The 23,177-nt window shown below is 61.5% G+C and carries 18 protein-coding genes; 12 read left to right on the plus strand and 6 right to left on the minus strand.

What is annotated here, in order from left to right; all coding sequences use genetic code 11:
* The first annotated feature begins 1 nt into the window (after window position 1).
* The 5 genes from D8V06_RS17445 to D8V06_RS17465 are packed head-to-tail and all read left to right on the plus strand — an operon-like array spanning window position 2 to window position 4,573.
* Window positions 2-364, plus strand: coding sequence for an STAS domain-containing protein (locus D8V06_RS17445; protein WP_056852837.1), 363 nt, complete (start codon window positions 2-4; stop codon window positions 362-364).
* Window positions 361-765, plus strand: a complete 405-nt coding sequence (locus tag D8V06_RS17450; RefSeq protein WP_056852838.1) for an anti-sigma regulatory factor — start codon at window positions 361-363, stop codon at window positions 763-765. Before D8V06_RS17445 ends, D8V06_RS17450 begins: the two co-directional genes overlap by 4 nt.
* On the plus strand, window positions 756-1,772 hold the full coding sequence (locus D8V06_RS17455) for an ATP-binding protein (protein ID WP_177336553.1): 1,017 nt from the start codon (window positions 756-758) through the stop codon (window positions 1,770-1,772). The genes D8V06_RS17450 and D8V06_RS17455 overlap by 10 nt, the downstream gene beginning before the upstream one ends.
* Entirely contained in the window at window positions 1,765-2,640 is an 876-nt protein-coding gene (locus D8V06_RS17460) for an ATP-binding protein (RefSeq protein ID WP_130903447.1), read from the plus strand. Before D8V06_RS17455 ends, D8V06_RS17460 begins: the two co-directional genes overlap by 8 nt.
* Window positions 2,630-4,573: a response regulator gene (locus D8V06_RS17465; RefSeq protein WP_056852840.1), complete on the plus strand. Its 1,944-nt coding sequence runs from the start codon at window positions 2,630-2,632 to the stop codon at window positions 4,571-4,573. Before D8V06_RS17460 ends, D8V06_RS17465 begins: the two co-directional genes overlap by 11 nt.
* A gap of 108 nt (window positions 4,574-4,681) precedes the next feature.
* Here the strand turns inward: D8V06_RS17465 and D8V06_RS17470 are convergent, their stop codons facing one another.
* From D8V06_RS17470 to D8V06_RS17480, 3 genes are all read right to left on the minus strand, one after another.
* Window positions 4,682-7,309, minus strand: a complete 2,628-nt coding sequence (locus D8V06_RS17470; protein WP_130931405.1) for an excinuclease ABC subunit UvrA — start codon at window positions 7,307-7,309, stop codon at window positions 4,682-4,684.
* Window positions 7,310-7,349: 40 nt separating this feature from the next.
* Window positions 7,350-9,461: a PAS domain-containing hybrid sensor histidine kinase/response regulator gene (locus D8V06_RS17475; RefSeq protein WP_130931406.1), complete on the minus strand. Its 2,112-nt coding sequence runs from the start codon at window positions 9,459-9,461 to the stop codon at window positions 7,350-7,352.
* A gap of 238 nt (window positions 9,462-9,699) precedes the next feature.
* On the minus strand, window positions 9,700-10,389 hold the full coding sequence (locus tag D8V06_RS17480; RefSeq protein WP_130931407.1) for a GntR family transcriptional regulator: 690 nt from the start codon (window positions 10,387-10,389) through the stop codon (window positions 9,700-9,702).
* Window positions 10,390-10,530: 141 nt separating this feature from the next.
* Between D8V06_RS17480 and D8V06_RS17485 the strand changes: the two genes are divergently transcribed.
* The 7 genes from D8V06_RS17485 to D8V06_RS17515 all read left to right on the plus strand — a co-directional run bounded on the left by D8V06_RS17485 (window position 10,531) and on the right by D8V06_RS17515 (window position 17,908).
* Window positions 10,531-11,616, plus strand: a complete 1,086-nt coding sequence (locus D8V06_RS17485) for an ABC transporter ATP-binding protein (protein WP_056852843.1) — start codon at window positions 10,531-10,533, stop codon at window positions 11,614-11,616.
* 1 nt (window position 11,617) lies between these two features.
* A complete protein-coding gene (locus tag D8V06_RS17490) occupies window positions 11,618-12,535 on the plus strand; it encodes an ABC transporter permease (RefSeq protein ID WP_056852844.1) in 918 nt (305 codons plus the stop codon).
* Window positions 12,532-13,320, plus strand: a complete 789-nt coding sequence (locus tag D8V06_RS17495) for an ABC transporter permease (RefSeq protein ID WP_056852845.1) — start codon at window positions 12,532-12,534, stop codon at window positions 13,318-13,320. The genes D8V06_RS17490 and D8V06_RS17495 overlap by 4 nt, the downstream gene beginning before the upstream one ends.
* Before the next feature lie 17 nt (window positions 13,321-13,337).
* Window positions 13,338-14,396, plus strand: coding sequence for an extracellular solute-binding protein (locus D8V06_RS17500; RefSeq protein ID WP_130903452.1), 1,059 nt, complete (start codon window positions 13,338-13,340; stop codon window positions 14,394-14,396).
* 156 nt (window positions 14,397-14,552) lie between these two features.
* A complete protein-coding gene (locus D8V06_RS17505; RefSeq protein WP_130931408.1) occupies window positions 14,553-15,749 on the plus strand; it encodes an amidohydrolase family protein in 1,197 nt (398 codons plus the stop codon).
* Window positions 15,746-17,233, plus strand: coding sequence for an amidohydrolase family protein (locus D8V06_RS17510; RefSeq protein WP_130931409.1), 1,488 nt, complete (start codon window positions 15,746-15,748; stop codon window positions 17,231-17,233). The genes D8V06_RS17505 and D8V06_RS17510 overlap by 4 nt, the downstream gene beginning before the upstream one ends.
* Before the next feature lie 12 nt (window positions 17,234-17,245).
* Window positions 17,246-17,908 carry a flavin reductase family protein gene (locus tag D8V06_RS17515; protein ID WP_056852849.1) on the plus strand — a complete coding sequence of 221 codons (663 nt, stop codon included), beginning with the start codon at window positions 17,246-17,248 and terminating at the stop codon, window positions 17,906-17,908.
* A gap of 146 nt (window positions 17,909-18,054) precedes the next feature.
* On the opposite strand, the gene D8V06_RS17520 is transcribed toward D8V06_RS17515, so the two are convergent.
* From D8V06_RS17520 to imuA, 3 genes are read right to left on the minus strand one after another with little or no spacing between them, the layout of a single operon-like run.
* Window positions 18,055-21,153, minus strand: coding sequence for an error-prone DNA polymerase (locus tag D8V06_RS17520; RefSeq protein ID WP_177434446.1), 3,099 nt, complete (start codon window positions 21,151-21,153; stop codon window positions 18,055-18,057).
* Window positions 21,129-22,544, minus strand: a complete 1,416-nt coding sequence (locus D8V06_RS17525) for a DNA polymerase Y family protein (protein WP_130903457.1) — start codon at window positions 22,542-22,544, stop codon at window positions 21,129-21,131. Before D8V06_RS17525 ends, D8V06_RS17520 begins: the two co-directional genes overlap by 25 nt.
* Before the next feature lie 7 nt (window positions 22,545-22,551).
* On the minus strand, window positions 22,552-23,169 hold the full coding sequence (imuA, locus tag D8V06_RS17530; RefSeq protein ID WP_130931411.1) for a translesion DNA synthesis-associated protein ImuA: 618 nt from the start codon (window positions 23,167-23,169) through the stop codon (window positions 22,552-22,554).
* Window positions 23,170-23,177: the final 8 nt, after the last annotated feature.

The raw sequence follows: 23,177 nt of genomic DNA on the forward strand, positions 1-23,177 counted from the left end.
TATGGAGCGCATCCCGATATTACAAATGGGCGACTTCTTGCTGGTGACCATTCAGGTCGACATGCACGACCAGTTGGCGCTGACGCTTCAGGACGACTTGTCCGAGCGGATCAGCCGCACTTCCGCCCGGGGCGTACTGATCGACATCTCCGCCCTGGACATGGTCGATTCCTTTATCGGCCGGATGATCGGGACGATTTCCGGTCTCTCGAAAATCATGGATGCCCAGACCGTGCTGGTCGGCATGCAACCGGCGGTGGCGATCACCCTGGTGGAACTGGGCCTGACCTTGCCCGGCGTCAGCACCGCGCTGAATGTCGAACGCGGGATGAAACTGCTTCAGGAACGAGTACGTGAACAATGATCGTACGCAGCAGCGGCACTCATCCGATTCACATCGAGCAGGACGTGGTCCTGGCTCGGCAACTGACACGCAAGCTGGCCCAGGAATGCGGCATGCGCCTTATCGACCTGACCAAACTGGTGACCGCTGTCAGCGAACTGGCGCGTAACACCATGGTGTACGGCGGAGGCGGCGACATGGACTGGCAGATCCTCGACGACCAGGCCCGTTGCGGCCTGCGCCTGGTTTTTCGCGACGAAGGCCCCGGCATTCCCGACATCAAGCTGGCAATGACCGATGGCTGGACCTCCGGCAGTGGTCTTGGACTGGGCCTGACCGGCGCCAAGCGGCTGGTCAACGAGTTCGAACTCGACACCGCGCCTGGTCAGGGCACTCGCGTGACGATCACGCGATGGACTTGAATATTGGCGGATCGATGACCCAGGTGCTGGTGATCGAAGACAGCAGTCAGATCGGGCACGCACGGCGCACCGCCCAACAACTCGCCGAAAAACATGACTTCGACAGTACCGATGCAGGTCGTGTAGCACTGGTGGCGACCGAGCTTGCCAGCAACATTCTCAAACATGCCACCCATGGCGAACTGCACCTGCGGGTATTACCCCGCGGGAAGAGTACCGGCATTGAAATGATCGCAATAGACCGCGCCAGAGGCTTTGACCTGCAAGCGTGCCTGGCCGATGGTTTCTCCACCGGCGGCACTCAGGGCATCGGGCTGGGCGCCGTTTCGCGTCAGACAGAAGTCTTCGACGTGTATGCAGACTCACGCGGCACCGTGCTGCTGACGCGCTTGTATCCACGCCAGGACAAGACGGCTGATCGCCGCGTCGGCATCAGCCAGCACTCGTTGCACAACGATCCGGCCTGCGGCGATGTCTGGCACCTGGCCTTCGACGGGCCACGCATCAGCGCGCTGGTGATCGATGGCCTGGGCCATGGCGAAGAAGCCGAACGAGCCGCCCGCGCCGGCGAAAAAACCTTCGCACTGGCGCCATTTGCTTCGCCGGTACTGGCGCTGCAAGAAATGCATCTGGCCATGGTCGGTACTCGCGGCGGTGCAATGGCCATTGCGCAGTTCGATGCTGGCAACGATGCGTTGAAATTCGTCGGCATCGGCAATATCGGCGCCTGCCTGATTGCAGCGGACAAGTCTCGCGGACTGGCCTCTCATCCCGGCATCGTCGGCGGCCAGTATCGAAAGGCACAAGCCTTTGACTATGCTCAGGTCAACGGACAGTTGCTGATCATGTACAGCGACGGCCTGCAGTCGCGCTGGAACCTGCAGGATTACCCCGGCCTGGTGCATCGCCATCCCGCCGTGATTGCCGCGATTTTGCACCGCGACTTCTGCCGTGGACGGGACGACGTCACGGTATTGGTCATTGCTCTGGAGGCCGCTCATGCCTGACGCACCTGCGACTCAGATTGACGAACAAGCAGCACTGATCGCCCAGTTGCAGGGGGAAGCCGATGCCCTGCGCGCCGAACTCGATGAAACCAACCAGGGTGTGCTGGCGCTGTACGCGGAACTCGACACCCAGGCCGAACAATTGCGTCAGGCCTCGGATTTAAAAAGTCGCTTTCTGTCGTACATGAGCCATGAGTTTCGCACCCCATTGGGCTCGATCCTGAGCATCGCCAGTCTGTTGACCGATGAACTCGATGGCCCTTTGAGCGCCGAGCAACACAAGCAAGTGGCATTCGTCAGCAATTCTGCGCGCGAGCTGAGCGATATGGTCGACGACCTGCTGGATCTGGCGAAGATAGAAGCCGGGCGCATCACCATATCGCCGGCCTGGTTCGATATGTTCGACCTGTTCGCCGCCCTGCGCGGCATGTTTCGACCGATTGTCGACGCGACCGCCGTGGACCTGATATTCGAAGAGCCGGTGGGACTGCCGCGCCTGTACACCGATGACAAGAAACTCGCGCAGATCCTGCGCAATTTCATCGCCAATTCGCTGAAATTCACCACCCATGGCGAAGTCCGGGTCTCGGCACGCCTTGAAAACAGCTCCCACGTGCGTTTTGCCGTCAGCGACACCGGAATAGGTATCGCTCCGGAGCTACATGGCGCATTGTTCGAAGACTTTTCCCAGGTCGATTCACCGCTGCAAAAGCGCCTGCGCGGAACCGGGCTCGGGCTGTCCCTGTGCAAACGCTTCGCCGGTTTGCTGGGCGGCGAAGTCGGCGTCCAGAGTACGCCAGGCACGGGCTCGACCTTTTACGTGATCATCCCGCTGGCGATCGCCACGGAGTACACCGATGAAACGTGACCTTCGCTTATTGATTGTCGACGACAATGTCGCCACCCGCTACGCCCTGCGTCGACGCCTTGAGCGCCATGGCTATGAAGTGCTCGAAGCCGGCACCGGCAACGAGGGCCTGGAGTTGATCGACAGCGTCAACTTCGATGCATTGATTCTCGACGTCAACCTGCCGGACATGAGCGGGTTCGACATCGTGCGCAAACTGCGCTCCGATCCCGCGACCGCCTTGCTTCCGGTGATCCACGTATCAGCCGCCTCGATCCAGACCGGGGACATCATCACCGGCCTCGACGCGGGCGCCGATGCCTACCTGATCCATCCAGTAGACCCGGACGTGCTGCTGGCGACGCTGCGCACCTTGTTGCGGGTGCGCGAAACCGAGAATGCGCTACGCGAAAGCGAGGCGCGTTTTCGCGAGATCTTCGTCAACGTGTCGGCGCCTATCGCGGTGCTGGATGCCGGGCTGAAGATCCATGAGTGCAACCATGCCTTCGCCCAACTGACCGTGGACAACCTCGCGTCCGATACACTTCACGAGTGTTTCGCCGACGATCAGGCCTCGATCATCAACGAACTGCGTTTGCGGCTGTCATACGGCGAACGCTGGAAAGGCACCCTGAACATGCGCGTGCAGGGCCAGATCCGTGAAACCGAGTGGCAGATTTCGCCGTATCGCACGCCGCAACTGAGCCTGGTGTTTGTCGAGGATGTCACCGAGCACCGCCATCGCGAGCGCTCACATCTGGCACGACTGGACGACGCCACCACCCAGTTGGCCAAGGAAGTGGCGGAACGCGTGCGCACCGAGGCGCAGTTGTTGCAGGTGCAAAAAATGGATGCGCTGGGCAAATTGACCGGCGGTATTGCCCACGACTTCAACAACTTGCTCACCGGCATCATCACCAGTCTGGAACTGATCCAGAAGCGTGTGGCCGATTCACGCACCGACAAGGTCCAGTTCTACACCGAAGCGGCGTTGAACTCGGCGATGAGTGCAGCTTCCCTGACCCATCGCCTGCTGGCATTTGCCCGGCAGCAACCGCTCGATACAAGGCCAGTGGACATCAACGAGCACATCCGCTCCCTTGAGGAACTGCTGGTGCGCACCATCGGCGAACGCATTGCCCTGAAGCTTGAGCTGACGAGCAAAGCGGCGATTGCCCTGGTCGACCCGATCCAGCTGGAAAGTGCCGTCCTCAATCTGGTGATCAACGCGCGCGACGCTCTGCCACAGGGTGGCAACATTTGGGTCAATACGTATGCCGCGTATTCCCACGGAGATCCCAACCTCGCCGATGGCGCTTATGTCGCCTTGTCCGTGCGTGACGACGGCACCGGTATTGACCACAGCGTGATCGACAAGGTGTTCGATCCGTTCTTCACCACCAAACCGCTGGGCCAGGGGACCGGGCTCGGATTGTCGACCATCTACGGTTTCGCCAGGCAATCCGGTGGCGATGCACACATTCGCAGCGTGGCCCGGCGCGGCACCGAAGTGACCATCATGCTGCCGGCCAGCTCCGACCCTACCTCCAATGAAATCCTGCCCACTACCGTCGACCCGCAAGGGGCGGGCGAACACATATTGATCGTCGAAGACACTCCGTCGGTGCGCATGTTCGTCGCCGAGGTTTTGGTGGACGCCGGTTATCGCTGCACGCAGGTCGCCGAGATCGAGGAAGCCCTGGAGCGCTTGCAGAATGATCAATCCATTGACTTGTTGCTCACCGACGTCGGCCTGCCACGCATGACCGGTCGGGAGTTGGCCGATGTTGCCCGTGGATGGCGCAGTACCTTGCCGATCCTGTTCATGACCGGCTACGCCGAAACCGCAATCAACCGCCAGGTGTTCCTCGGTGACGGCATGGACATGCTGATCAAGCCGTTCCAGATCAAGGAACTGCTGGACAAGGTGCGGCGTACGATCGACGGCACCTGATGACCTTCAAACCCTGTAGGCGATGGGCGTCAACGGTAACGTGCCCTGTCTGAATGATCGTGGTGTCGGGAGATTTTTCGCCGGCAGGCGGGCTGCCACAGGGATTGATCACAAGGCACGACCCAAAAACGGCGCTGTCCGGCTCTTTTTGTTCTTCGCGACTTTCTGCGGCGTCCCTGCCACGACAATCTTGCCGCCCTGATCTCCGGCTCCCGGTCCGATATCGATCACCCAGTCACTCTGCGCGACCACACGCATTTCATGTTCGACAACGATCACCGTATGCCCGGCCGTCACCAGGTTGTTCAACTGTTCCAGCAGGCGATCGACGTCCCGCGGGTGCAGGCCGGTGGTCGGTTCATCGAGCACGTACAGCGTCGCCCCGCGTTGATTGCGCTGCAACTCGGTGGCCAGTTTGATCCGCTGCGCTTCGCCGCCTGACAGTTCGGTGGCCGGTTGGCCGAGACGCAGATAACCGAGGCCGATGTCGCGCAGCACTTCCAGTGAGCGTCGAATTGCAGCTTGCTCGGCGAATACTTCCACCGCCTCGTCCACGGTCAATTGCAGCACCTGGGCAATATTGCGGCCCTGCCAACCGATCGCCAGCGTTTGCGGGTTGTAGCGCGCACCATGGCACGTCGGGCAAGGCGCATAGACGCTGGGCATGAACAGCAACTCAACGCTGACAAAACCTTCGCCTTCACAGGTTGGGCAACGGCCCTTGGCGACGTTGAACGAAAACTGCCCGGCGTCGTAACCCGCCGCCTGAGCCTCAGGTGTGGCGGCGAAGAGCTTGCGCACGTTGTCGAACAGCCCGGTGTAGGTCGCAAGGTTGGAGCGTGGTGTGCGCCCAATGGGTTTCTGATCGACTTGCACCAGTCGCTTGATCGAATCCAGGCCTGCGCTGACCTGCCCGCCACTGACTTGCGGCGCGTCGTCTTCCAGGCTCAGTTCTTGCGGATCATGGTCGACCGCTGGGCGTCCCAGGTGCGCGCCGACCAGTTCCAGCAGCGCCTGGCTGACCAGACTGGATTTGCCAGACCCTGAGACACCGGTGACCGCGGTGAAGCAACCCAATGGAAACTCAACACTGAGGTCGTTGAGGTTATTGCGCGTGATGCCCTCCAGGCGCAGCCAGTCGCTGGGCTTGCGGCTGGCTTGCGATTGGCGGGTTTTGTCGGCGAACAGATACGCACGGGTTTGCGAGTCAGCAACATCGGCCAAGCCGGCCGGCGCGCCGCTGTACAGCACGCGACCGCCAAGCTCACCCGCGGCCGGGCCGACGTCGATCAACCAGTCGGCGCGACGCATGGTTTCCAGATCGTGCTCGACCACAAATAACGTATTGCCCGCCGCTTTCAAGCGTTGCAGCGCCTCGAACAGCGCCTCGCCATCCGCTGGATGCAGGCCCGCAGAGGGCTCATCCAGCACGTAGATCACACCGAACAGTTGTGAGCCCAGTTGCGTCGCCAGGCGCAAACGCTGCAATTCACCCGAAGACAGCGTCGGCGTACTGCGCTCCAGCGCCAGATAACCAAGCCCCAGATCGGTCAGGGTGCTGACCCGTTCCAGCAGATCCTGGGCGATCCTTTGTGCAGCCAGGCGTTTCTCCACCGACAGGTTTGGCGTGTGGCGCACATCCGGGGCGTTGGCATGGCCGCTGGCCCCGTGGGCCACGCGTTGTTCCCGGGCCTGGCGGGTCTGGTCGTGAGTCAGCACTTCCCCTGCCTCCTCGCCTTCTTCCAGGTAGTGTTGGGCTGCCACCGGCTTGAGCACTTCAGCGACTTGCAACAAGGGCATCTGCGACAGTTCGCCGATGTCGTAGCCGGCGAAGGTCACCGACAACGCCTCGCGCTTGAGGCGTTTGCCTTCACACAAAGGGCAAGGGCTGCCGAGCATGAATTGCGAAACACGCTTCTTCATCAGCGCACTTTGCGAGTGGGTAAACGTGTGCAGGATGTAGCGCCGCGCGCCGGTGAAGGTGCCCTGGTAACTCGGCTCCATTTTGCGCTTGAGGGCGACCCGGGTTTCTTCCGGCGTAAGCCCGGCATACACCGGCACCGTAGGCGTTTCTTCAGTGAAGAGAATCCAGTCGCGCTGTTTTTTCGGCAGTTTGCGCCAAGGAATATCGACGTCATAGCCCATGGTCACCAGAATGTCCCGCAGGTTCTGGCCCTGCCATGCCAACGGCCAGGACGCCACGGCACGCTGGCGGATGGTCAGGTTCGGGTCCGGCACCATCAGCGCTTCGGTGACTTCATAGACCCGGCCCAGCCCATGGCACTCAGGGCAGGCGCCTTGCGGTGTATTCGGGGAAAAGTCTTCGGCATACAGCATCGGTTGCCCCGCCGGGTAGCTGCCGGCACGGGAATACAACATGCGGATCAGGCTCGACAGCGTCGTTACGCTGCCCACCGAAGAACGTGTACTCGGCGTGCCCCGTTGCTGCTGCAAGGCGACGGCAGGCGGCAAGCCTTCGATGGAGTCCACGTCCGGCACGCCGACCTGATCGATCAACCGCCGCGCATACGGCGCCACCGATTCGAAATAACGCCGTTGCGCTTCGGCATACAACGTCGAAAACGCCAGTGACGACTTGCCCGATCCGGACACGCCGGTGAACACGACCAAGGCATCGCGCGGGATATCGACGTCGACGTTCTTGAGATTGTGTTCCCGGGCGCCGCGCACCCTGACCATGCCGGATTTTGGGTTGGAGGTGCGCGTTGAAGTCATCGGGTAGCCTTGAAAAGTAAGGTCGCGAAAAAATCCGGTGTCAGCCGTTGAGGACCGTGCGAATCATCCGGGTCAGCGCATCCGGGCTGTAGGGTTTGCTCAGCAGATGGGTATCGGGGCTGAGCTGGTGATTACGCGAGATGATGTCACGGGTATGCCCTGAGGTGAACAGCACCGCCACCGGAGGATTTTGCACCTTGGCCCAGGCGGCCAGGTCCGAACTCTTGATCAGGCCAGGCATGACCACATCGGTAAAAATCAGATCCACCGATACGCCCTCCAACAGCATTTGCATGGCGACATCGGCGTTCGCGGCGGTCAGCACCTCATAGCCCTCCTCTCGCAGCAATTCCACCGACGAAGCACGCACCGCGTCGTTGTCTTCCACCACCAGCACCCGCTCGTGTCCGCCACGCTGCTGCACGTCCGGCGTGCTGCTTTCGCTGTCCATCGGACGCAGGCTGCGCGGAAAATAAAGGGCCACCCGCGTGCCCTGGCCGACGACGCTGGACATCTCGATATGGCCGCCACTCTGCTTGACGAAACCGAACACCATGCTCAGCCCCAACCCCGTTCCCTGTCCGTCGGGCTTGGTGGTGAAAAACGGTTCAAATGCCTGGGCGAGCACCTGCGGCGCCATGCCGCCCCCGGTGTCGGCCACGCTGACTTGTACATAGTCACCGGGCACGATGCCTTTGCCGGTACAGAACTCACGGTCCAGGCGAATGTTGTCGGCGCTCAACTCGATCGTCCCCTCGCCTTTCATTGCGTCGCGGGCATTGATCACCAGGTTGAGAATGGCGTTTTCCAACTGATTGCGGTCGACAAAAACCCGCCAGGGCTCAGCGGGCGCGGTCATATGCACCAGGATGGTTTCGCCCAACGCACGTTGCAACAATTCGCCGAGGCCGTCAAAAATCTGCTGCGGCGTACATATCGCCGGGGAAAGCGGTTGACGACGGGCGAAGGCCAACAGCTGCGAAGACAATTTTGCACCGCGCTCGACAGCGGCAAGCGAGGAATTGACCCGACGTTGCACGTTGACGTTGTCCGGTTCGTGGCGCGCCAGTAAATGCAGGTTGCCGGCGATCACCTGCAACAGGTTATTGAAGTCGTGGGCCACGCCACCGGTGAGACCGCCAATGGCTTCGAGCTTCTGCGACTGGCGCAACTGCTCCTCCGCCACCAGCCGCGCTTCGACTTCATAGGCCACGCGCTGCTCCAGATCCCGGGTGAACTTGAGCAAGGATTCTTCGGCGATCTTGCGTTCGTGAATGTCGATCAGCACACCGGGAAAACGCAAAGGCTGATCCTGTTCATCGAACTCGCAACAACCGCTGGCCAACACCCACAGGAAACTGCCGTCAGGACGCAACACCCGGTATTCGGCGTTGAATGGCGAGCCGGTCTGCATCGATTGCTTGACTTGTTCCTGAACCCAGGCGAGATCGTCGGGATGGATGCGCGCTTCGGCAATTTCCTGCGGCAGGTTGTCCAGGCTCTGCCCGGCAGGATAGGAAAAGGTGCGGGCAAAGCGATCATCGCCACTCAACACGTTGGACTTGATGTCCCAGACAAATGAGCCGAGCAAGGCTCCGGCATTGAGTGCCAGACGTACCCGTTCGTTGTCGGCGCGATAGGCATTTTCCGCGGCTTGGCGCAGACGCTCGGAAATCACCAACTCGGTGGTTTCCACCACCATGGCCATGACCCCGCCGGGGTAACCGTCATCGTTGGCGACCGGGCTGTAATAGAGATCCAGCCAGACGTCTTCCGGCACACCGTCGCGCAGCAATACCAGTTCCTTGTTGCGATAGGACAAGGTGCCGCCCGCCAGGCAGGTATCGACCACGTGCCGATTGAATTCGGCAACTTCCGGCCAGCCCAGCTCAACCGGTGACCCCAACAGATACGGATGACGCCCGCCGGCAAACTGCGAATAGGCGTCGTTGTAGATCATGTAGCCTGGCCGTCCCCAGAGCATCACCATCGGCAACGGCGAAGCAAGCATCAACTGCACCGTGCCGCTCAGGCTTTTGGACCAGTTTTCGATCGCGCCCAACTCGGTCCCGCTCCAGTCGAACGTACGAATGCGCTCGGCCATTTCGCCGTTCCAGCCAGAACACCCATGGCTATCTTCTAGAAATTGCATAGGCTGACTCTACGCCCCGGTTACTGCACCCGATTGTTTCGAGCATCGTGCGCGCCATTCGTTTCATAGAGGTATAGCTGATTCTCACGGGCCAACCTCCGGCCCGCAAACGCCTCAGTCCCTGTAGGAGCCAGCCTGCTGGCGAAAAATCTCAAGACACTGCGATCAATCAGTCAGGGAACGTTATCGTTGACGTCCATCGCGAGCAGGCTCGCTCCTGCATCGATCTGCGTTGAATTCAAACCTCTATTAAATGCTTGAGCGGGTTATAGCTGGTTTTGAGGGTCGCGGCCACATCGAGGATCGCCTTCTCGATACCATTCAAATGCATGCAGGTCAGTTCGATAGCGGCGCTCTGGTTGCCGGCTTCGATGTACTCGATCAGTCGCAAATGTTCATCGTCGCGGCAGGCTTCATGACTGTCGTCGTCCAGCGCTGCGGCGTACAGAGAAGCGCGGGATATCAGCTTCTGGAACCAATCGAGCAGCACCGGGTTGTTCAGGCTGCGAGCCAGTTTGATGTGGAACTCGCCGAGCAGATGAATCAGCCGTTCGTGATCGCCGCTCTGGTGCGCTTCATCTTCCAGCAACAAGTGATCGCGCAGGTCCTGTGTCACCGCTGTATCGCGCCGCCGACACAGTTCACTGACGATGCCGATTTCGATCAAGCGCCGGGTCTCGAACAGCGAACGGATCTCTTCGTCACTGGGCAGCGACACCGATGCACCTTTATTGGGTTCGGTGGTGACCAATCCGTCAGCCTCCAATTGCTTGAGCGCGGCTCGGACTGACGTACGGCTGACATTAAAAAGCTCGGCCAAGGAAGCCTCTCCGAGTTTCATTCCCGGACGCAACGAACGCTTGCTGATCGCTTCGTAAACCCCTTGGTAGACGCGGTCGACCGTGGTTTCCAGTTTCTTTTCAGTCATTCATCAACTCCTGGCGCCCTGTGCAAACAGCCCTGGCGAAATAACCAGCCATTGAAAAAGGGGCTTGCACCGGCAGGTTAATCCGGGTATTTCTAAATTGCATCCAGATTTTGCATACAATAATTAGAGGAATGCACCATTATGGGTCATCCAGTTGCAATTGAAGTGCGAAACGTCTCCAAGCGCTATTCCGACGATCCCGGGCTGGCTCCAGCCCTGGACAACGTCTCGGTCGATATCGCCGACAACGAATTCTTTACCCTGCTTGGCCCTTCTGGCTGCGGCAAAACCACCTTGCTGCGCACAATTGCCGGTTTCGAGCACGTCAGCGACGGTGAAATCCGTCTGGCCGGCGAACCGGTGAATGACCTGCCGCCGTTCAAGCGTCGGGTCAACACGGTATTCCAGAGCTACGCGCTGTTTCCACACATGAGTGTTGCGCAGAATATCGCCTTCGGCCTGGAGATGCAGGGCCTTGATCGCAAACTGATCCCGCAACGCGTCGATGAGATGCTGGCGCTGGTGCAAATGCAGCACCTGGCCAAACGCAAACCGGCCGAACTGTCCGGCGGCCAGCAGCAACGGGTGGCTCTGGCCCGCGCTCTGGCGCCAAAACCCAAAGTGCTGTTGCTGGATGAACCGCTGTCGGCGCTGGATCTAAAGCTGCGCAAGGAAATGCAGGTCGAACTCAAGCGCGTGCAAAAAGAAGCCGGGATCACCTTCATTTTCGTCACCCACGATCAGGAAGAAGCACTGACCCTGTCCGATCGCATTGCGGTGATGTCGGCCGGGAAGATCTTGCAGATCGGCACACCGAATGACATCTACGAGCGTCCGCAGCACCAGTTCGTCGCGCAATTCATCGGCGACATCAACTTCCTTCCCGGCCACCTCAAGCGTGGCCAGCAAAATGAAAAACTCTTCGTGCCCAACGGCATGCCGGTTGAGATCCCCTGCCCGGCCCAAGGCTTCGACGGCTCCAGGGTGCAACTGGCGTTTCGCCCCGAGCGCTCGCAACTGGTCGATCCGGCGCAACCGCATCACCTGCGCGGCGTGATCGAGGCCGTGTTGTATGTCGGCACGGCAACCCTCTATCAGTGCCGCCTGAACAATGACATCAAAGTCATGCTGCGCGAGAACAACGAAGGCCTGAACCATGGCCGAGTGGTCGGCGATCGCGTCGCGGTCAACCTGCCGCCCCACGCCTGCCTGTTGATGGAGGCCTGAGATGAGCGTCAGCAGTACTTCTCCCGCCCTCAACCGTGCGCTATTGCTCAGCCCGGTGGTCCTGACCCTGCTGGCGCTGATCGCCATCCCGCTGGGCATCATGGGTTACATCAGCCTGTTGCCGCGCAACGTCTACGGTGGCGTTGACTGGCAGGCCGACTGGCAATTGCAAAGTTACGTGCAGCTGTTTTTCCAGGAGGGTTTCGATGGCGAACTGGAGCTGAACTGGGTCTATGCCCAGGCGCTGATCCGTTCGGTGTTCCAGGCCGGTGGCACCACCATCCTGTGTTTCCTGTTCGGCTTTCCGGTGGCGTTGTGGATGTCGAGCCTGACCCCGCGTCGACGCAACCTGATGGTGTTGCTGATCACCATCCCGTTCTGGACCAACCTGCTGATCCGCAACTACGCCTGGCTGATCATCCTGCGCGAACACGGCTGGGTCGCCCAAGGCCTCAACGCGCTGTTGCCCCAGGCCGGTGGCATCACCCTGCTCTACAACGACTTCGCGGTCAGCGTCGGGCTGGTCTACAGCTTCCTGCCGTTCATGATTCTGCCGATCTACTCGACTCTGGAAAAACTCGACTGGCGCCTGGTGGAAGCCGCCTATGACCTTGGCGCCAATCGCTGGCACGCGTTGCGGCGGATCATCCTGCCACTGTCGATGCCGGGCGTGATAGCCGGCTCCCTGCTGGTGTTCGTGCCGAGCCTGGGCGCATTTATCACCCCAGCGATTCTCGGCGGTGGCAAGACCTTGATGATCGGCAACCTGATCCAGCAGCAATTCGGCACCGCGCGCAATTGGCCGCTGGGCAGTTCGCTGTCGTTCCTGTTGCTGGGAATTCTGCTGCTGTCGCTGGTGCTGTACGCCTTGTATAGCCGCAGCGCCGCCAAAACCCTTCGTCGGGGAGCTACCGCATGATTGCCTTGCACCTGAAAAAACTGCCGCTGACCCGCGAAGTCAGCCTGTTGATCCTGGCCTACCTGTACCTGCCGATTTTCGTGTTGATCGCCTACAGCTTCAACGCCAATCGCTCGGCCACGGTCTGGACCGAATTTTCCTTCGCCTGGTACGGGCGCATCCTGGCCAACCCGTCGATCCAGACGGCGGCGCTGAACTCGATCATCGTCGCCAGCATCGCCACGGTCTGCGCCACCGCGATTGCGCTGCTCGCGGCACTGGCGACTTACCGGCCGTTCTACGGACAGAAAATGGTCGAGGGTGGGATCAACCTGCCGTTGATCCTGCCGGAGATCGTCACCGCGGTCGCCACGCTGCTGCTGTTCATGGCCCTGGGAATCAAGCTCGGTTTGCTGACGGTGATCGTCGCGCACATCGGCTTCTGCATTCCCTTTGCCTATTTGCCGATCCGCGCACGCCTGAATGACCTGGACAAGAGTCTGCTGGAAGCGGCCAACGACCTCTACGCCAACCCGTGGCAGGTGTTTCGCCGAGTGACGCTGCCGCTGTTATGGCCGGCGGTGTTGTCCGGAGCGGTGCTGGCGTTCGTAGTCAGCCTCGACGATTTCATCATGACGTTCTTCGTCGCAGGACCGGGTTCGACGACGCTGCCGGTGTACATCTTCTCGGCAATCAAGTCCGGGGTAACGCCGGAGATCAATGCGATCTCGACCCTGATGCTGGTGATTTCCATCGTGCTGGTAGTGCTGGCTTTCTGGCTGGGACAGCGCGGCAAACAACAATGAGCCTGGAGCCTTCCGTTATGAGCAAGAAAGTCAAAAGCATGCGTTTCGCCGTTGCCGGTCTGGCCTTGAGTTGCTTCACTGCTTTCAGCGTCCAGGCCGCCGAGCCCAAAGAGCTGTTCTTCTACAACTGGACCGATTACTACCCGGTCGAGTTGCTGGCCAAGTTTGAAAAGGAGACCGGCATCAAAGTCACCATGGACGGCTACGACAGCAACGAAACCCTGCTGGCCAAACTGCAGGCCGGTGGCGCGGCCTATGACGTGATCGTACCGTCGCAATCGATCATGCGCACCCTGATCAACCAGGACTTGCTGCTGGAAATCGACGCTTCGACCCTGCCCAATTTCCAGTACGTCAAACCGGCGTTCCGTGACCCGAGCTTCGACCCTGGCCGCAAATTCTCCGCGCCTTACCTGTGGGGCACCACCGGGTTTTCCTATGACAGCGCCCGGGTGCCTGGCGGCAAACTCGACGACTCGTGGAAAGAGTTCTTCGAACCGCGCAAGGAACTGCAAGGCCAACTCGCCGCCCTCGACACCTCCAGCAGCGTGATCAACGCCGCCAGCCACTACCTGAACGTCGACGAGTGCAGCGAAAACCCGCAGGACGCCAAACGCATCCTCGAACTGCTGCAAAAGCAGAAACCGTTCCTGAAGATGTACAGCTCGGACAACACCGTCGACCGCATGGCCTCCGGTGAAGTGATCATGATGCAGAACTGGAACGGCTCCACCGCCCGGGCCACCTTGCAGAAGAGCACGATCAAGTACGTCTATCCGAAGGAAGGCCTGGCGATGTTCCAGGACAACTTCGCCGTGCCGAAAAGCGCACCGCATCCCGGCAACGCGAAAATCTTCATCGACTGGATGATGAAGCCGGAAAACGCCGCCGCCGTGTCCAACGCCATCGCCTACGCCAACGGCATTCAGAGCGACAAGTTGATCGACGCCAAATGGCGGGTCATGGACGCCATCAACATGCCCGACGAATTCGCCTCGCGCCTGCGTCCCGAGAAGGAATGCAGCAACAAGGCGCGGGAACTGCAGGACCGGATCTGGGCCAAGCTCAAGGGCTGATCGCCCGGTTTGAAACCGAGTCGCGGCCATCGCTGGCAAGCCAGCTCCCACAGGGTTTGAAGGTGTTCACACGTTTTGTGATCAATGCAAATCACTGTGGGAGCTGGCTTGCCAGCGATGAGGCCCGCGCAAACACCAAAAATTTTGAGGTACGCAATGACCCAACCCCGCTGGCTGCGCAACGTGCGGCCCTACGGTTCGACCGCCTTGGACCTGTTGATCGAAAACGGTCGGTTCAGCCAACGCCGCCCGGCCTCCTCCAGCGAACTGCTGGCGACCGACATCGATGGCCAGAACCAACTCCTGACCCCGGCACTGGTGGAAAGCCATGTGCACCTGGACAAAACCCTTTGGGGCCAACCCTGGCGTCCAAACAGCGCCGGTCCGACGCTCAAGGACTACATCGCCAACGAACGGCGCATCCTGCGCGAGGTCACGACACCCATCGCGCAACGGGCCGGCGCGCTGCTGGAAAACTGCATCGCCCGTGGCTCGCTGACGATGCGCTGCCACGTCGACATCGACCCGGAGTTCGGTTTGCGTCACGTCGAGGCCATGCAGCAATTGCGCGAAAAATACCGTGACCTGATCGACCTGCAACTGGTGGTATTCCCGCAAACCGGCCTGATCAGCCGCCCCGGTACGGCCGAACTGATGCGCGAAGCCATGGCCCTCGGCGTGGAAAACGTCGGCGGGCTCGATCCGTGTGGCATTGACAATGATCCCGTCGCGCAACTGGATTTCGTGTTCAAGCTGGCCAGCGATTTTGACCGCGGCGTGGACATTCACCTGCACGACAAGGGCGAATTGGGCCTGTGGCAGATTGCACTGATCGCTGACTACACCGAGCGTTTCAACCGCCAGGGTCGAGTGATGATCAGCCACGCCTATTGCCTCGGCATGCTGCCGTGGAGTCAGGTCAAACCATTGGCCGAACGCTTGGCTGCCTTGAACATTTCGCTGATGAGTTCGGCGCCTGCCGACTGCGCCGTGCCGCCGTTCCTTGCCTTGCGTGAAACCGGGGTGAATGTGTGCCTGGGGTCTGACGGCATCCGTGATGCCTGGTCGCCCATGGGTAATGGCGACATGCTCGAGCGCGCCATGTTGCTGGCGTTCCGTTTCGATTTGAACAAGGACGAAGAGTTGGCAGCGGCGTTTGAGGCCGCGACGGTGAATGGCGCCCAGGCTTTGGGCCGCGAAGCGAATCGCCTGGGGATCGGCCAGCCGGCGGACTTCCTGCTGATGCCGGTACAAACACTGGGTGAGGCGGTGGTTTCCCGGCCGCTGCGTCAGGTCTATCGCGCAGGTCGGTTGATCGCATCGGCTGGTCGCTTGCTGGAAAGCCGACTGTGAAACGCATCGGTTTGCGAGCCGGTTGCGTGGTCGGCTTCGACGGTGTGCAGCATGTGCTGTGGCGCGACGGCGAAGTGGTCTTCAACGGGTCACGCATTGAGTTTGTCGGGCGCGGTTATGCTGGGCCGGTGGATCAATGGATCGACTACGGCAACGCACTGATCGGCCCCGGCTTCATTGATCTGGACGCCCTTGGTGATCTCGATTCCACGGTGTTGACGCTGGACAACGGCGAAGAACGCGACATGGGTCGCATGTGGTCCGCGGAATATCTGGCGCGCGGCCCGCGGGAGAGTTACAGCCTTGAAGAAGAAGTGTCCAAGTATCGCTACGCCTTTACGCAACTGATCCGCAACGGCATCACCACCGCCATGCCGATCACCTCGATGTACTACCGCGAATGGGCGGAAACCTACGACGAGTTCGCGGCCGTGGCCGGTGTGGCGGCCGAGTTGGGCCTGCGTACTTACCTCGGTCCTTGCTACATGAGCGGGATGAGCTACTGGCAGGCCGACGGCACCCTGGCGCATCACTGGGATGAACCCCGGGGCATGGCCGGACTCGATGCGGCCGAGCGCTTTTTCGTGGATTTCGACGGCGCGAACGGCGGCCTGATTCGCGGTGCGCTACTGCCTGATCGCATCCAGACCTGCACGCCGGCCTTGTTGCAACGCACCGCCGCATTGAGCCGCGAGCTGAACGCGCCGATGCGCTTGCATTGCTGTCAGGGTCTCGGCGAAGTGGCCATGGTTGAGCAACTGCGCGGCACGTCGCCACTGGGCTGGTTGCAGCAACTGGACTTGCTGACCCCGCGCAGCCTGTTGCCCCACGGCATCTATACCCGCGGCGATGCAGACCTGCAGCAAGTGGTGGATGGCGGCGCCAGCCTGGTGCATTGCCCGGTGGTGTTTGCCCGGGATGGCGAGGCGCTGAATTCGTTCGGCCGCTATCGGGCCAAAGGCATCAACTTCGCGTTGGGCACCGATACCTGGCCGGCGGACTTGCTGGACAACATGCGTCAAGGCTTGAACATTGCGCGCCTGATGGAGGGCGGCAATCAACTGACCAGCGCGCTGGACCTGTACAACGCGGCGACCCTTGGCGGCGCCAAGGCACTGGGCCGCGACGATATCGGTCGCCTCGCGCCGGGCTGCAAGGCCGACATCACGGTGTTCAATCTGCGCGGAATGCACCTGGGGCCGTTATTCGATCCGCTGAAAAACCTGGTTCTGGCCGGGCGCGGTGACGACTGCATCGCCAGTTACATCGATGGCCGCTGCGTGATGCACGAAGGTCAGGTCCAAGGCGTCGACTACCCCGCCCTGCAACGCCAGGCCCAACGACAATTCGAAAAACTGATGCGCAGCCACAGCGATCGCGCCTTCGGTCAACCGGACTGGAAAGGTCTGTTCCAACCGGCCATCCCGTACGCCGACGACTACAGCGCACAGGCGCCACTGTGCGCCCTTGACCCTCTCCTCTAGAGATTTCTGACTATGCAAAGCTTTGACTTCAGCCAACTGAGCCCACGGGACAAATACAAGATTCTGATCGGCAGTGTGGTGCCGCGCCCTATTGCGCTGGTCACCACGGTCGATGGCGAAGGCCGAGTCAATGCCGCGCCGTTCAGCTTTTTCAATGCGCTTTCCGCCGACCCGCCGATCCTCGCCCTGGGCGTGGAAAACTATGGCGATCAAAGCCCCAAGGACACCACGCGCAACATCCAGCTCAACCAGGAGTTCACCGTGAACATCGTCAGCGATGCGCTGGTGGAGGCCATGAACGTTTGTGCCGTGCCTTTCGCTCCCGGCTTCGACGAACTGACCGCGGCCGGCCTCACCGCCATCCCCGGCACCACGGTCAAATGCCCGCGGATCGGTGAAGCCCCGGTAGCACTGGAATGTCGGCGGATGATGGCGCTGTCCATCGGCCAATCCCGGGAAATCATCTTTGGTGAAGTGCTGATGGCCCATGTGCGGGACGAGCTGATCGACCCGAAAACCCTGTACATCGATCAACTGGGGCTCGATGCGATTGGCCGCATGGGCGGCCATGGTTATGCCCGTACGCGGGATTACTTCGACTTGCCGACACGGTCGTTGCAGGCCTGGACCGATGCACCGGGCGGCGGTGAGCGGTTTTGGCCGCTGGCTAAATAAAAATCATCAAAACCCGCTGTGGCGAGGGAGCTTGCTCCCGCCCGGCTGCGCAGCGGTCGTTGAATCATTGCGCGCGATGATTCTGGGTCCGCTTCGCGGCACAGCGGGAGCAAGCTCCCTCGCCACAAAAGTCAGTTCACCATGGGTTAGTGGAAATCCCGGCTGCGCACGCTGATGCCGTCCAGCAAGGAGCTCAGGTCACTCAAGCGCCCGGCAATCAGGTGTCGTACTTCGCCTTCGCGCTCCCAGCGGCCATCGACCTTGAGCAACTGCGAGCCGACCAACACCTTTCGTTGCCGGTCGGCCAGGTCGCGCCAGACCACCACATTGACGTTGCCAAACTCGTCTTCCAGGGTGACGAAGGTCACACCGCTGGCGGTGCCCGGGCGTTGTCGGCCGGTCACCAGCCCGGCGACGCTGACCGGGCGACCGTGGTCGACCTCCAGCAGCTCCTTCGAACTGCGGCAGCGCCGGGCTTTCAACTCAGCGCGCAGCAACGCCAGCGGATGCGGACCGAGGGTGGTGCCGAGGCTGTTGTAATCGGCCCGCAGGTCTTCGCCGACCGTGGGTTTGGGCAGCACGATGGCGCCCTCCTCCTGGCTCGGCAGCCCGGCAAACAAACCGAGCTGCCTTTGCACACCCGCGACCTCCCAGCGCGCCCGATGGCGATCACCGGCCAGCCCGCGCAATGCTCCGGCATCGGCCAGTTGCTCGCGGGCGCGGGCATCGAGTCGTGCCCGTTCGCCGAGGTCGGCAATGTCGGCAAACGCGCCTGTACAACGGGCCGCTTCAATACGCCGGGCATCGTCCTCGCGAAAGCCCTTGATCATCCGCAGGCCCATGCGAATCGCCGGTTGTGCGCCGGTGACCGGTTCCAGGCTGCAATCCCAGTCGCTGGCCCGCACGTCCACCGGACGAATCTGCAAGTGATGGCGACGCGCGTCCTGCAGAATCTGGTCCGGGCTGTAGAAACCCATGGGCCAACTGTTGATCAGCGCACAGGCGAATGCCGCCGGTTCGTGGCATTTCAGCCAGCAACTGGCATAGGTCAACAACGCAAAACTGGCGGCATGGGACTCGGGAAAACCGTAACTGCCGAAGCCTTTGATCTGCTCGAAAATCTGCGCGGCGAATTCAGCGCTGTAGCCGTTCTTTTTCATACCGGCCGCCAGTCGTTCCTTGTGCGGTTCAAGCCCGCCATGACGTTTCCAGGCAGCCATGGAACGGCGCAACTGGTCGGCCTCGCCGGGACTGTAGTCGGCGGCGACAATGGCGATCTGCATCACTTGTTCCTGGAACAGCGGTACGCCAAGGGTGCGCTTGAGCACGACTTCCAGTTCCGGCGACGGATAAACCTCCGGTTCTTCCTTGTTTCGCCGTCGCAGGTACGGGTGCACCATGCCGCCCTGGATCGGCCCGGGCCGCACGATTGCCACCTCGATCACCAGATCGTAAAACGTCTTTGGCCGCAGCCTCGGCAGCATCGACATCTGCGCCCTGGACTCGATCTGAAACACGCCGACCGTGTCGGCGCGACCGATCATTTCGTAGGTGGCCGCGTCTTCGGGCGGAATCGTCGCCAGGCTCAAGTCGAGGTTTCGGTGTCGACGCACCAGATCGAAACAGCGACGAATCGCGCTGAGCATGCCCAGCGCGAGAATGTCGACCTTGAGCAACCCCACCGCGTCGAGGTCGTCCTTGTCCCACTGGATGATGGTGCGCTCGGCCATGGCCGCATTTTCCACCGGGACCAGACTGTCCAGCGGCTGCTCGGAAATCACGAAGCCGCCGGGATGCTGGGACAGATGCCGGGGGAAGCCGATCAGTTGTCCCGTCAAGCTCAGCACCCGCCGCAGTATCGGGCTCTCGGGATCGAAACCGCTCTCGAGCAAGCGTTCCACGGGTGGGGTTTGATCGCTCCAGTGACCGCAGCAGTCGGCCAGGGCGTTGATCTGGTCCGCTGGCAAACCCAGCGCCTTGGCGACGTCGCGCACCGCGCCCGCCGCGTGGTAGGTGCTGACCACCGCCGTCAGCGCAGCACGGGCCCGGCCATAACGCTGGAACACGTACTGCAAGACTTCCTCGCGCCGCTCATGCTCGAAGTCGACATCAATGTCCGGGGGCTCGTTGCGCTCCTTGGAAATAAAGCGTTCGAACAACAACGTGGTGCGATCCGGATCTATTTCGGTGATGCCCAAGGCAAAACACACCGCCGAGTTAGCGGCAGAACCGCGCCCTTGGCAAAGAATCTGCTGTTCACGGGCGAAGCGCACGATGTCGTGGACGGTCAGGAAATAACTTTCGTAGCCCAGCTCGGCAATCAGCTCCAGTTCTTTGTCGATCTGCTTCAGCACTTCGATTTTCGGGCCTTTTGGCCAACGCCACGCGACGCCCTTTTCTGTGAGGTCACGTAGCCACGACGCGGCCGAATGCCCTGCAGGCACCAGCTCCCGAGGATATTGATAACGCAACTGGCCGAGGTCGAACGAGCAGCGCCGGGCTATGGCCAGCGTTTCGTCGAGCAAGGCTGGCGGATACAGACTGGACAGAACCTCGAGGCTGCGCAGATGCCGTTCACCATTGGGATGCAGGCGCAACCCGGCATCGGCCACCGGCAGGTGATGGCGGATCGCGGTCATGGTGTCCTGCAAGGCCCGGCGCCCGCGTGCATGCATGTGCACATCGCCACAGGCCACCGCTGGAATCCGCAGTTCCCGGGCCAGGGCCAGCAGGTCGTTGAGACGGCGGACATCGTCCTGGCACCGATGCAACTGCACCGCCAGCCACAGCCGTTCTGCAAAGACCTGTTGCAGCCAGCGGCCCTGCTCCACGTCATTCACCGTGTCAGGCACCCACAGCACCAACAGCCCGGGCAATGGTTCGCTGAAATCCTCGCGCAATATCCGGTACTGGCCTTTCTGCGTACGGCGTCGGGCGCGGGTGATCAAACGGCACAGCGTCTGATAGCCCTCAAGGCTCTCCACCAGCAACACCAGTTTCGGGCCGTTTTCGATGCGGATTTCGCTGCCGATAATCAACGGCAACTCAACGGATTTCGCCGCTTGCCAGGCGCGGACGATCCCGGCCAGCGTGCATTCGTCGGTGATCGCCAAGGCTTGATAGCCCTGCTTTTTCGCCCGTTGAAACAGTTCAAGGGCACTCGAGGCACCGCGCTGGAAACTGAAGTTCGACAGGCAGTGCAGTTCGGCATACCCGGCACTCATGCGAACCAGCCTTGCAGCCACAACGGGCCATTCTCGCCCACCACACGGTAGGCCCAGCCCTGCTGACCGGCGCGGGTTTCGATCAGGTAGTAATCGCGGCGCACATCATCACCGTCCCACCAGCCGGACTCGATACGTTCCGGCCCCATGAGGATACGGGTCGAGCCTTCGTGCACCGTCAGCGGTTCGGTCAGCAGCCAGCCCGGACGCTGCACGGTCGGGAATCCTGCGCAGGGCTGGCTGTCGGCACGGGCCTGCCACGCACACTCGGGGCGGTGATCGGCCTGAAAGCGCAAACCATGCACCGCCTCATCCCCCAACCGCGCACGCAGGCGTTCGCGCAGTTGCTCCCAGGGCAAGGATTGCTGCGGACGGTCGTCGAACAGTTCTTGAAACTGGGGCACGAAGGCCGGCAAGTCTTCGGCGCACAGGCGAAAACCGCGCACCGGGGCCTCGACCTGAACCTGCTCCAGCCGGCCCCGGGCCAATTCGAAAAGCATCGCCGGGTCGCGCTCCGCGCTGAGCAGGCCGACCTTGATCACCGTGTCCGGCAATCCGGCGTGTTCCAGGTGCAGGTCGAAACGCTGCACGCCGCTGTCGCGACCACAGAGAAACGCCGACAGGTCACCGGTCAATCGACGCAGCGGAAACAGCAAGGCCTGATGGGATTGCACATCGAAGTTGAGTTCGATGCGCACGTCGAAGCGATCCGGTGGCAAGTAGAACGCCAGGGCCAGCCGCCGCAACCCGAACAAAGTGTCGAGATGCCTGAGCACCTGGGCTTCGAAACGCCGGGCCAGGCTGTGCCGGGGCAAGGCCTGCACCTGACTCAGGGTGCGCAGCCCCATGCGCGACAACGCCGTGGCGACGCTGGCCTCAAGGCCGATGCGGTCGATGGGCATTTGTCCGAGGTGATACTGCAAGGCTTGATCATTGGCCACCACCAGACCGTCATAGGCATTGGCCAGCATTCGTGCCGCCACCGGGTTGGGCGCAGCGACAATGCGGTGACGAAAGCCCAGTTCGCCAAGCTCGTTGCGCAGGCGCGCCTCGAATTGCGGCCAGTCGCCGAACAGGCCCAGGCTGGATTCGATTTCAAACACCAGGGCCCGCGGATAATGGACGCTGACCTGGGAGCTGAACCGATAGGCCCAGGCCGCCAGAAACTGCTGCCAGTGCTCGATGTCGGCGACGTCGTATTCGGCCGTGGCAAAGCCCTTGCTCAGGGCCTGGGCGGCGCTCATGGACTGGCCGGGGCGCAGGCCCAGGGCGCGTGCCGGGCCGTTGACCGCTTGCAGCATCCGGCGCTGAGCCGGACCGGTCAGCAGCGCCAGCGGTTCATCGGGATCGGTGCGCTGACGCAGTACTGCGTCCAGCGCCAATTGCGGGAAAAGGATACACACCCAGCGCATGGCAACCTCAATGCCCTACGGCGAAGGCAATCGGTGCCGACCGGGCCAGCCCGCCCCGACACTTGAGCACGCGCAATTGCGCCGGTCTGGCATCGATGGCGATGCGCAGCGCCGCCGGCGAAGGGTTGACCGCTTCATTGAGCGAACGGTAGGCGAATGCCAGGGTCTGGCCGGTTTCCGCCGCCACCTGCAAGCGACGCAAGGCGCGATCATCCGCCTTGTGCGGCCAGCACAGCACCGCACCGCAACTGCCCGAACGCAGGCATTGTTCCGCGGCCCACAGCGCATCGCGTTCACTGGCCTGGATGATCGACAACTGGCGCAGATCGACCCCGGCGTTCTGCCAGGCCTGCGGATATGGCACGTATGGCGGCGCCACCAGCACGATGCGCTCGCCTGCCGCCGACAACCGCGCCAGCGCCGGCCACACCAGTTGCAACTCACCGACGCCCTGCCCGGCCAGCAGGATTTCGGTCAGCGCCGCCTCAGGCCAGCCACCGGTGGGCAGCGCCGCATCCAGCGCGGCATGCCCGGTGGGTTGTGGGCTGACGGCTGGCGGCGCAGGCCGGCCCTTCCACACCTGGCCGCCATTGAACAGCGTATCCAACGCAACGACGGCGCCCATCAGCCTTG

This window comes from Pseudomonas sp. Sample_24 (genome assembly GCF_004307605.1).
Classification (GTDB): domain Bacteria; phylum Pseudomonadota; class Gammaproteobacteria; order Pseudomonadales; family Pseudomonadaceae; genus Aquipseudomonas.

Excerpts from the sequence above, each read along its gene's own strand:
- D8V06_RS17445 (WP_056852837.1), top strand. The coding sequence starts at position 2 with ATGGAGCGCATCCCGATATTACAAATGGGCGACTTCTTGCTGGTGACC.
- D8V06_RS17450 (WP_056852838.1), top strand. The coding sequence starts at position 361 with ATGATCGTACGCAGCAGCGGCACTCATCCGATTCACATCGAGCAGGAC.
- D8V06_RS17455 (WP_177336553.1), top strand. The coding sequence starts at position 756 with ATGGACTTGAATATTGGCGGATCGATGACCCAGGTGCTGGTGATCGAA.
- D8V06_RS17460 (WP_130903447.1), top strand. The coding sequence starts at position 1,765 with ATGCCTGACGCACCTGCGACTCAGATTGACGAACAAGCAGCACTGATC.
- D8V06_RS17465 (WP_056852840.1), top strand. The coding sequence starts at position 2,630 with ATGAAACGTGACCTTCGCTTATTGATTGTCGACGACAATGTCGCCACC.
- D8V06_RS17470 (WP_130931405.1), bottom strand. The coding sequence starts at position 7,309 with ATGACTTCAACGCGCACCTCCAACCCAAAATCCGGCATGGTCAGGGTG.
- D8V06_RS17475 (WP_130931406.1), bottom strand. The coding sequence starts at position 9,461 with ATGCAATTTCTAGAAGATAGCCATGGGTGTTCTGGCTGGAACGGCGAA.
- D8V06_RS17480 (WP_130931407.1), bottom strand. The coding sequence starts at position 10,389 with ATGACTGAAAAGAAACTGGAAACCACGGTCGACCGCGTCTACCAAGGG.
- D8V06_RS17485 (WP_056852843.1), top strand. The coding sequence starts at position 10,531 with ATGGGTCATCCAGTTGCAATTGAAGTGCGAAACGTCTCCAAGCGCTAT.
- D8V06_RS17490 (WP_056852844.1), top strand. The coding sequence starts at position 11,618 with ATGAGCGTCAGCAGTACTTCTCCCGCCCTCAACCGTGCGCTATTGCTC.
- D8V06_RS17495 (WP_056852845.1), top strand. The coding sequence starts at position 12,532 with ATGATTGCCTTGCACCTGAAAAAACTGCCGCTGACCCGCGAAGTCAGC.
- D8V06_RS17500 (WP_130903452.1), top strand. The coding sequence starts at position 13,338 with ATGAGCAAGAAAGTCAAAAGCATGCGTTTCGCCGTTGCCGGTCTGGCC.
- D8V06_RS17505 (WP_130931408.1), top strand. The coding sequence starts at position 14,553 with ATGACCCAACCCCGCTGGCTGCGCAACGTGCGGCCCTACGGTTCGACC.
- D8V06_RS17515 (WP_056852849.1), top strand. The coding sequence starts at position 17,246 with ATGCAAAGCTTTGACTTCAGCCAACTGAGCCCACGGGACAAATACAAG.
- D8V06_RS17525 (WP_130903457.1), bottom strand. The coding sequence starts at position 22,544 with ATGCGCTGGGTGTGTATCCTTTTCCCGCAATTGGCGCTGGACGCAGTA.
- imuA (WP_130931411.1), bottom strand. The coding sequence starts at position 23,169 with ATGGGCGCCGTCGTTGCGTTGGATACGCTGTTCAATGGCGGCCAGGTG.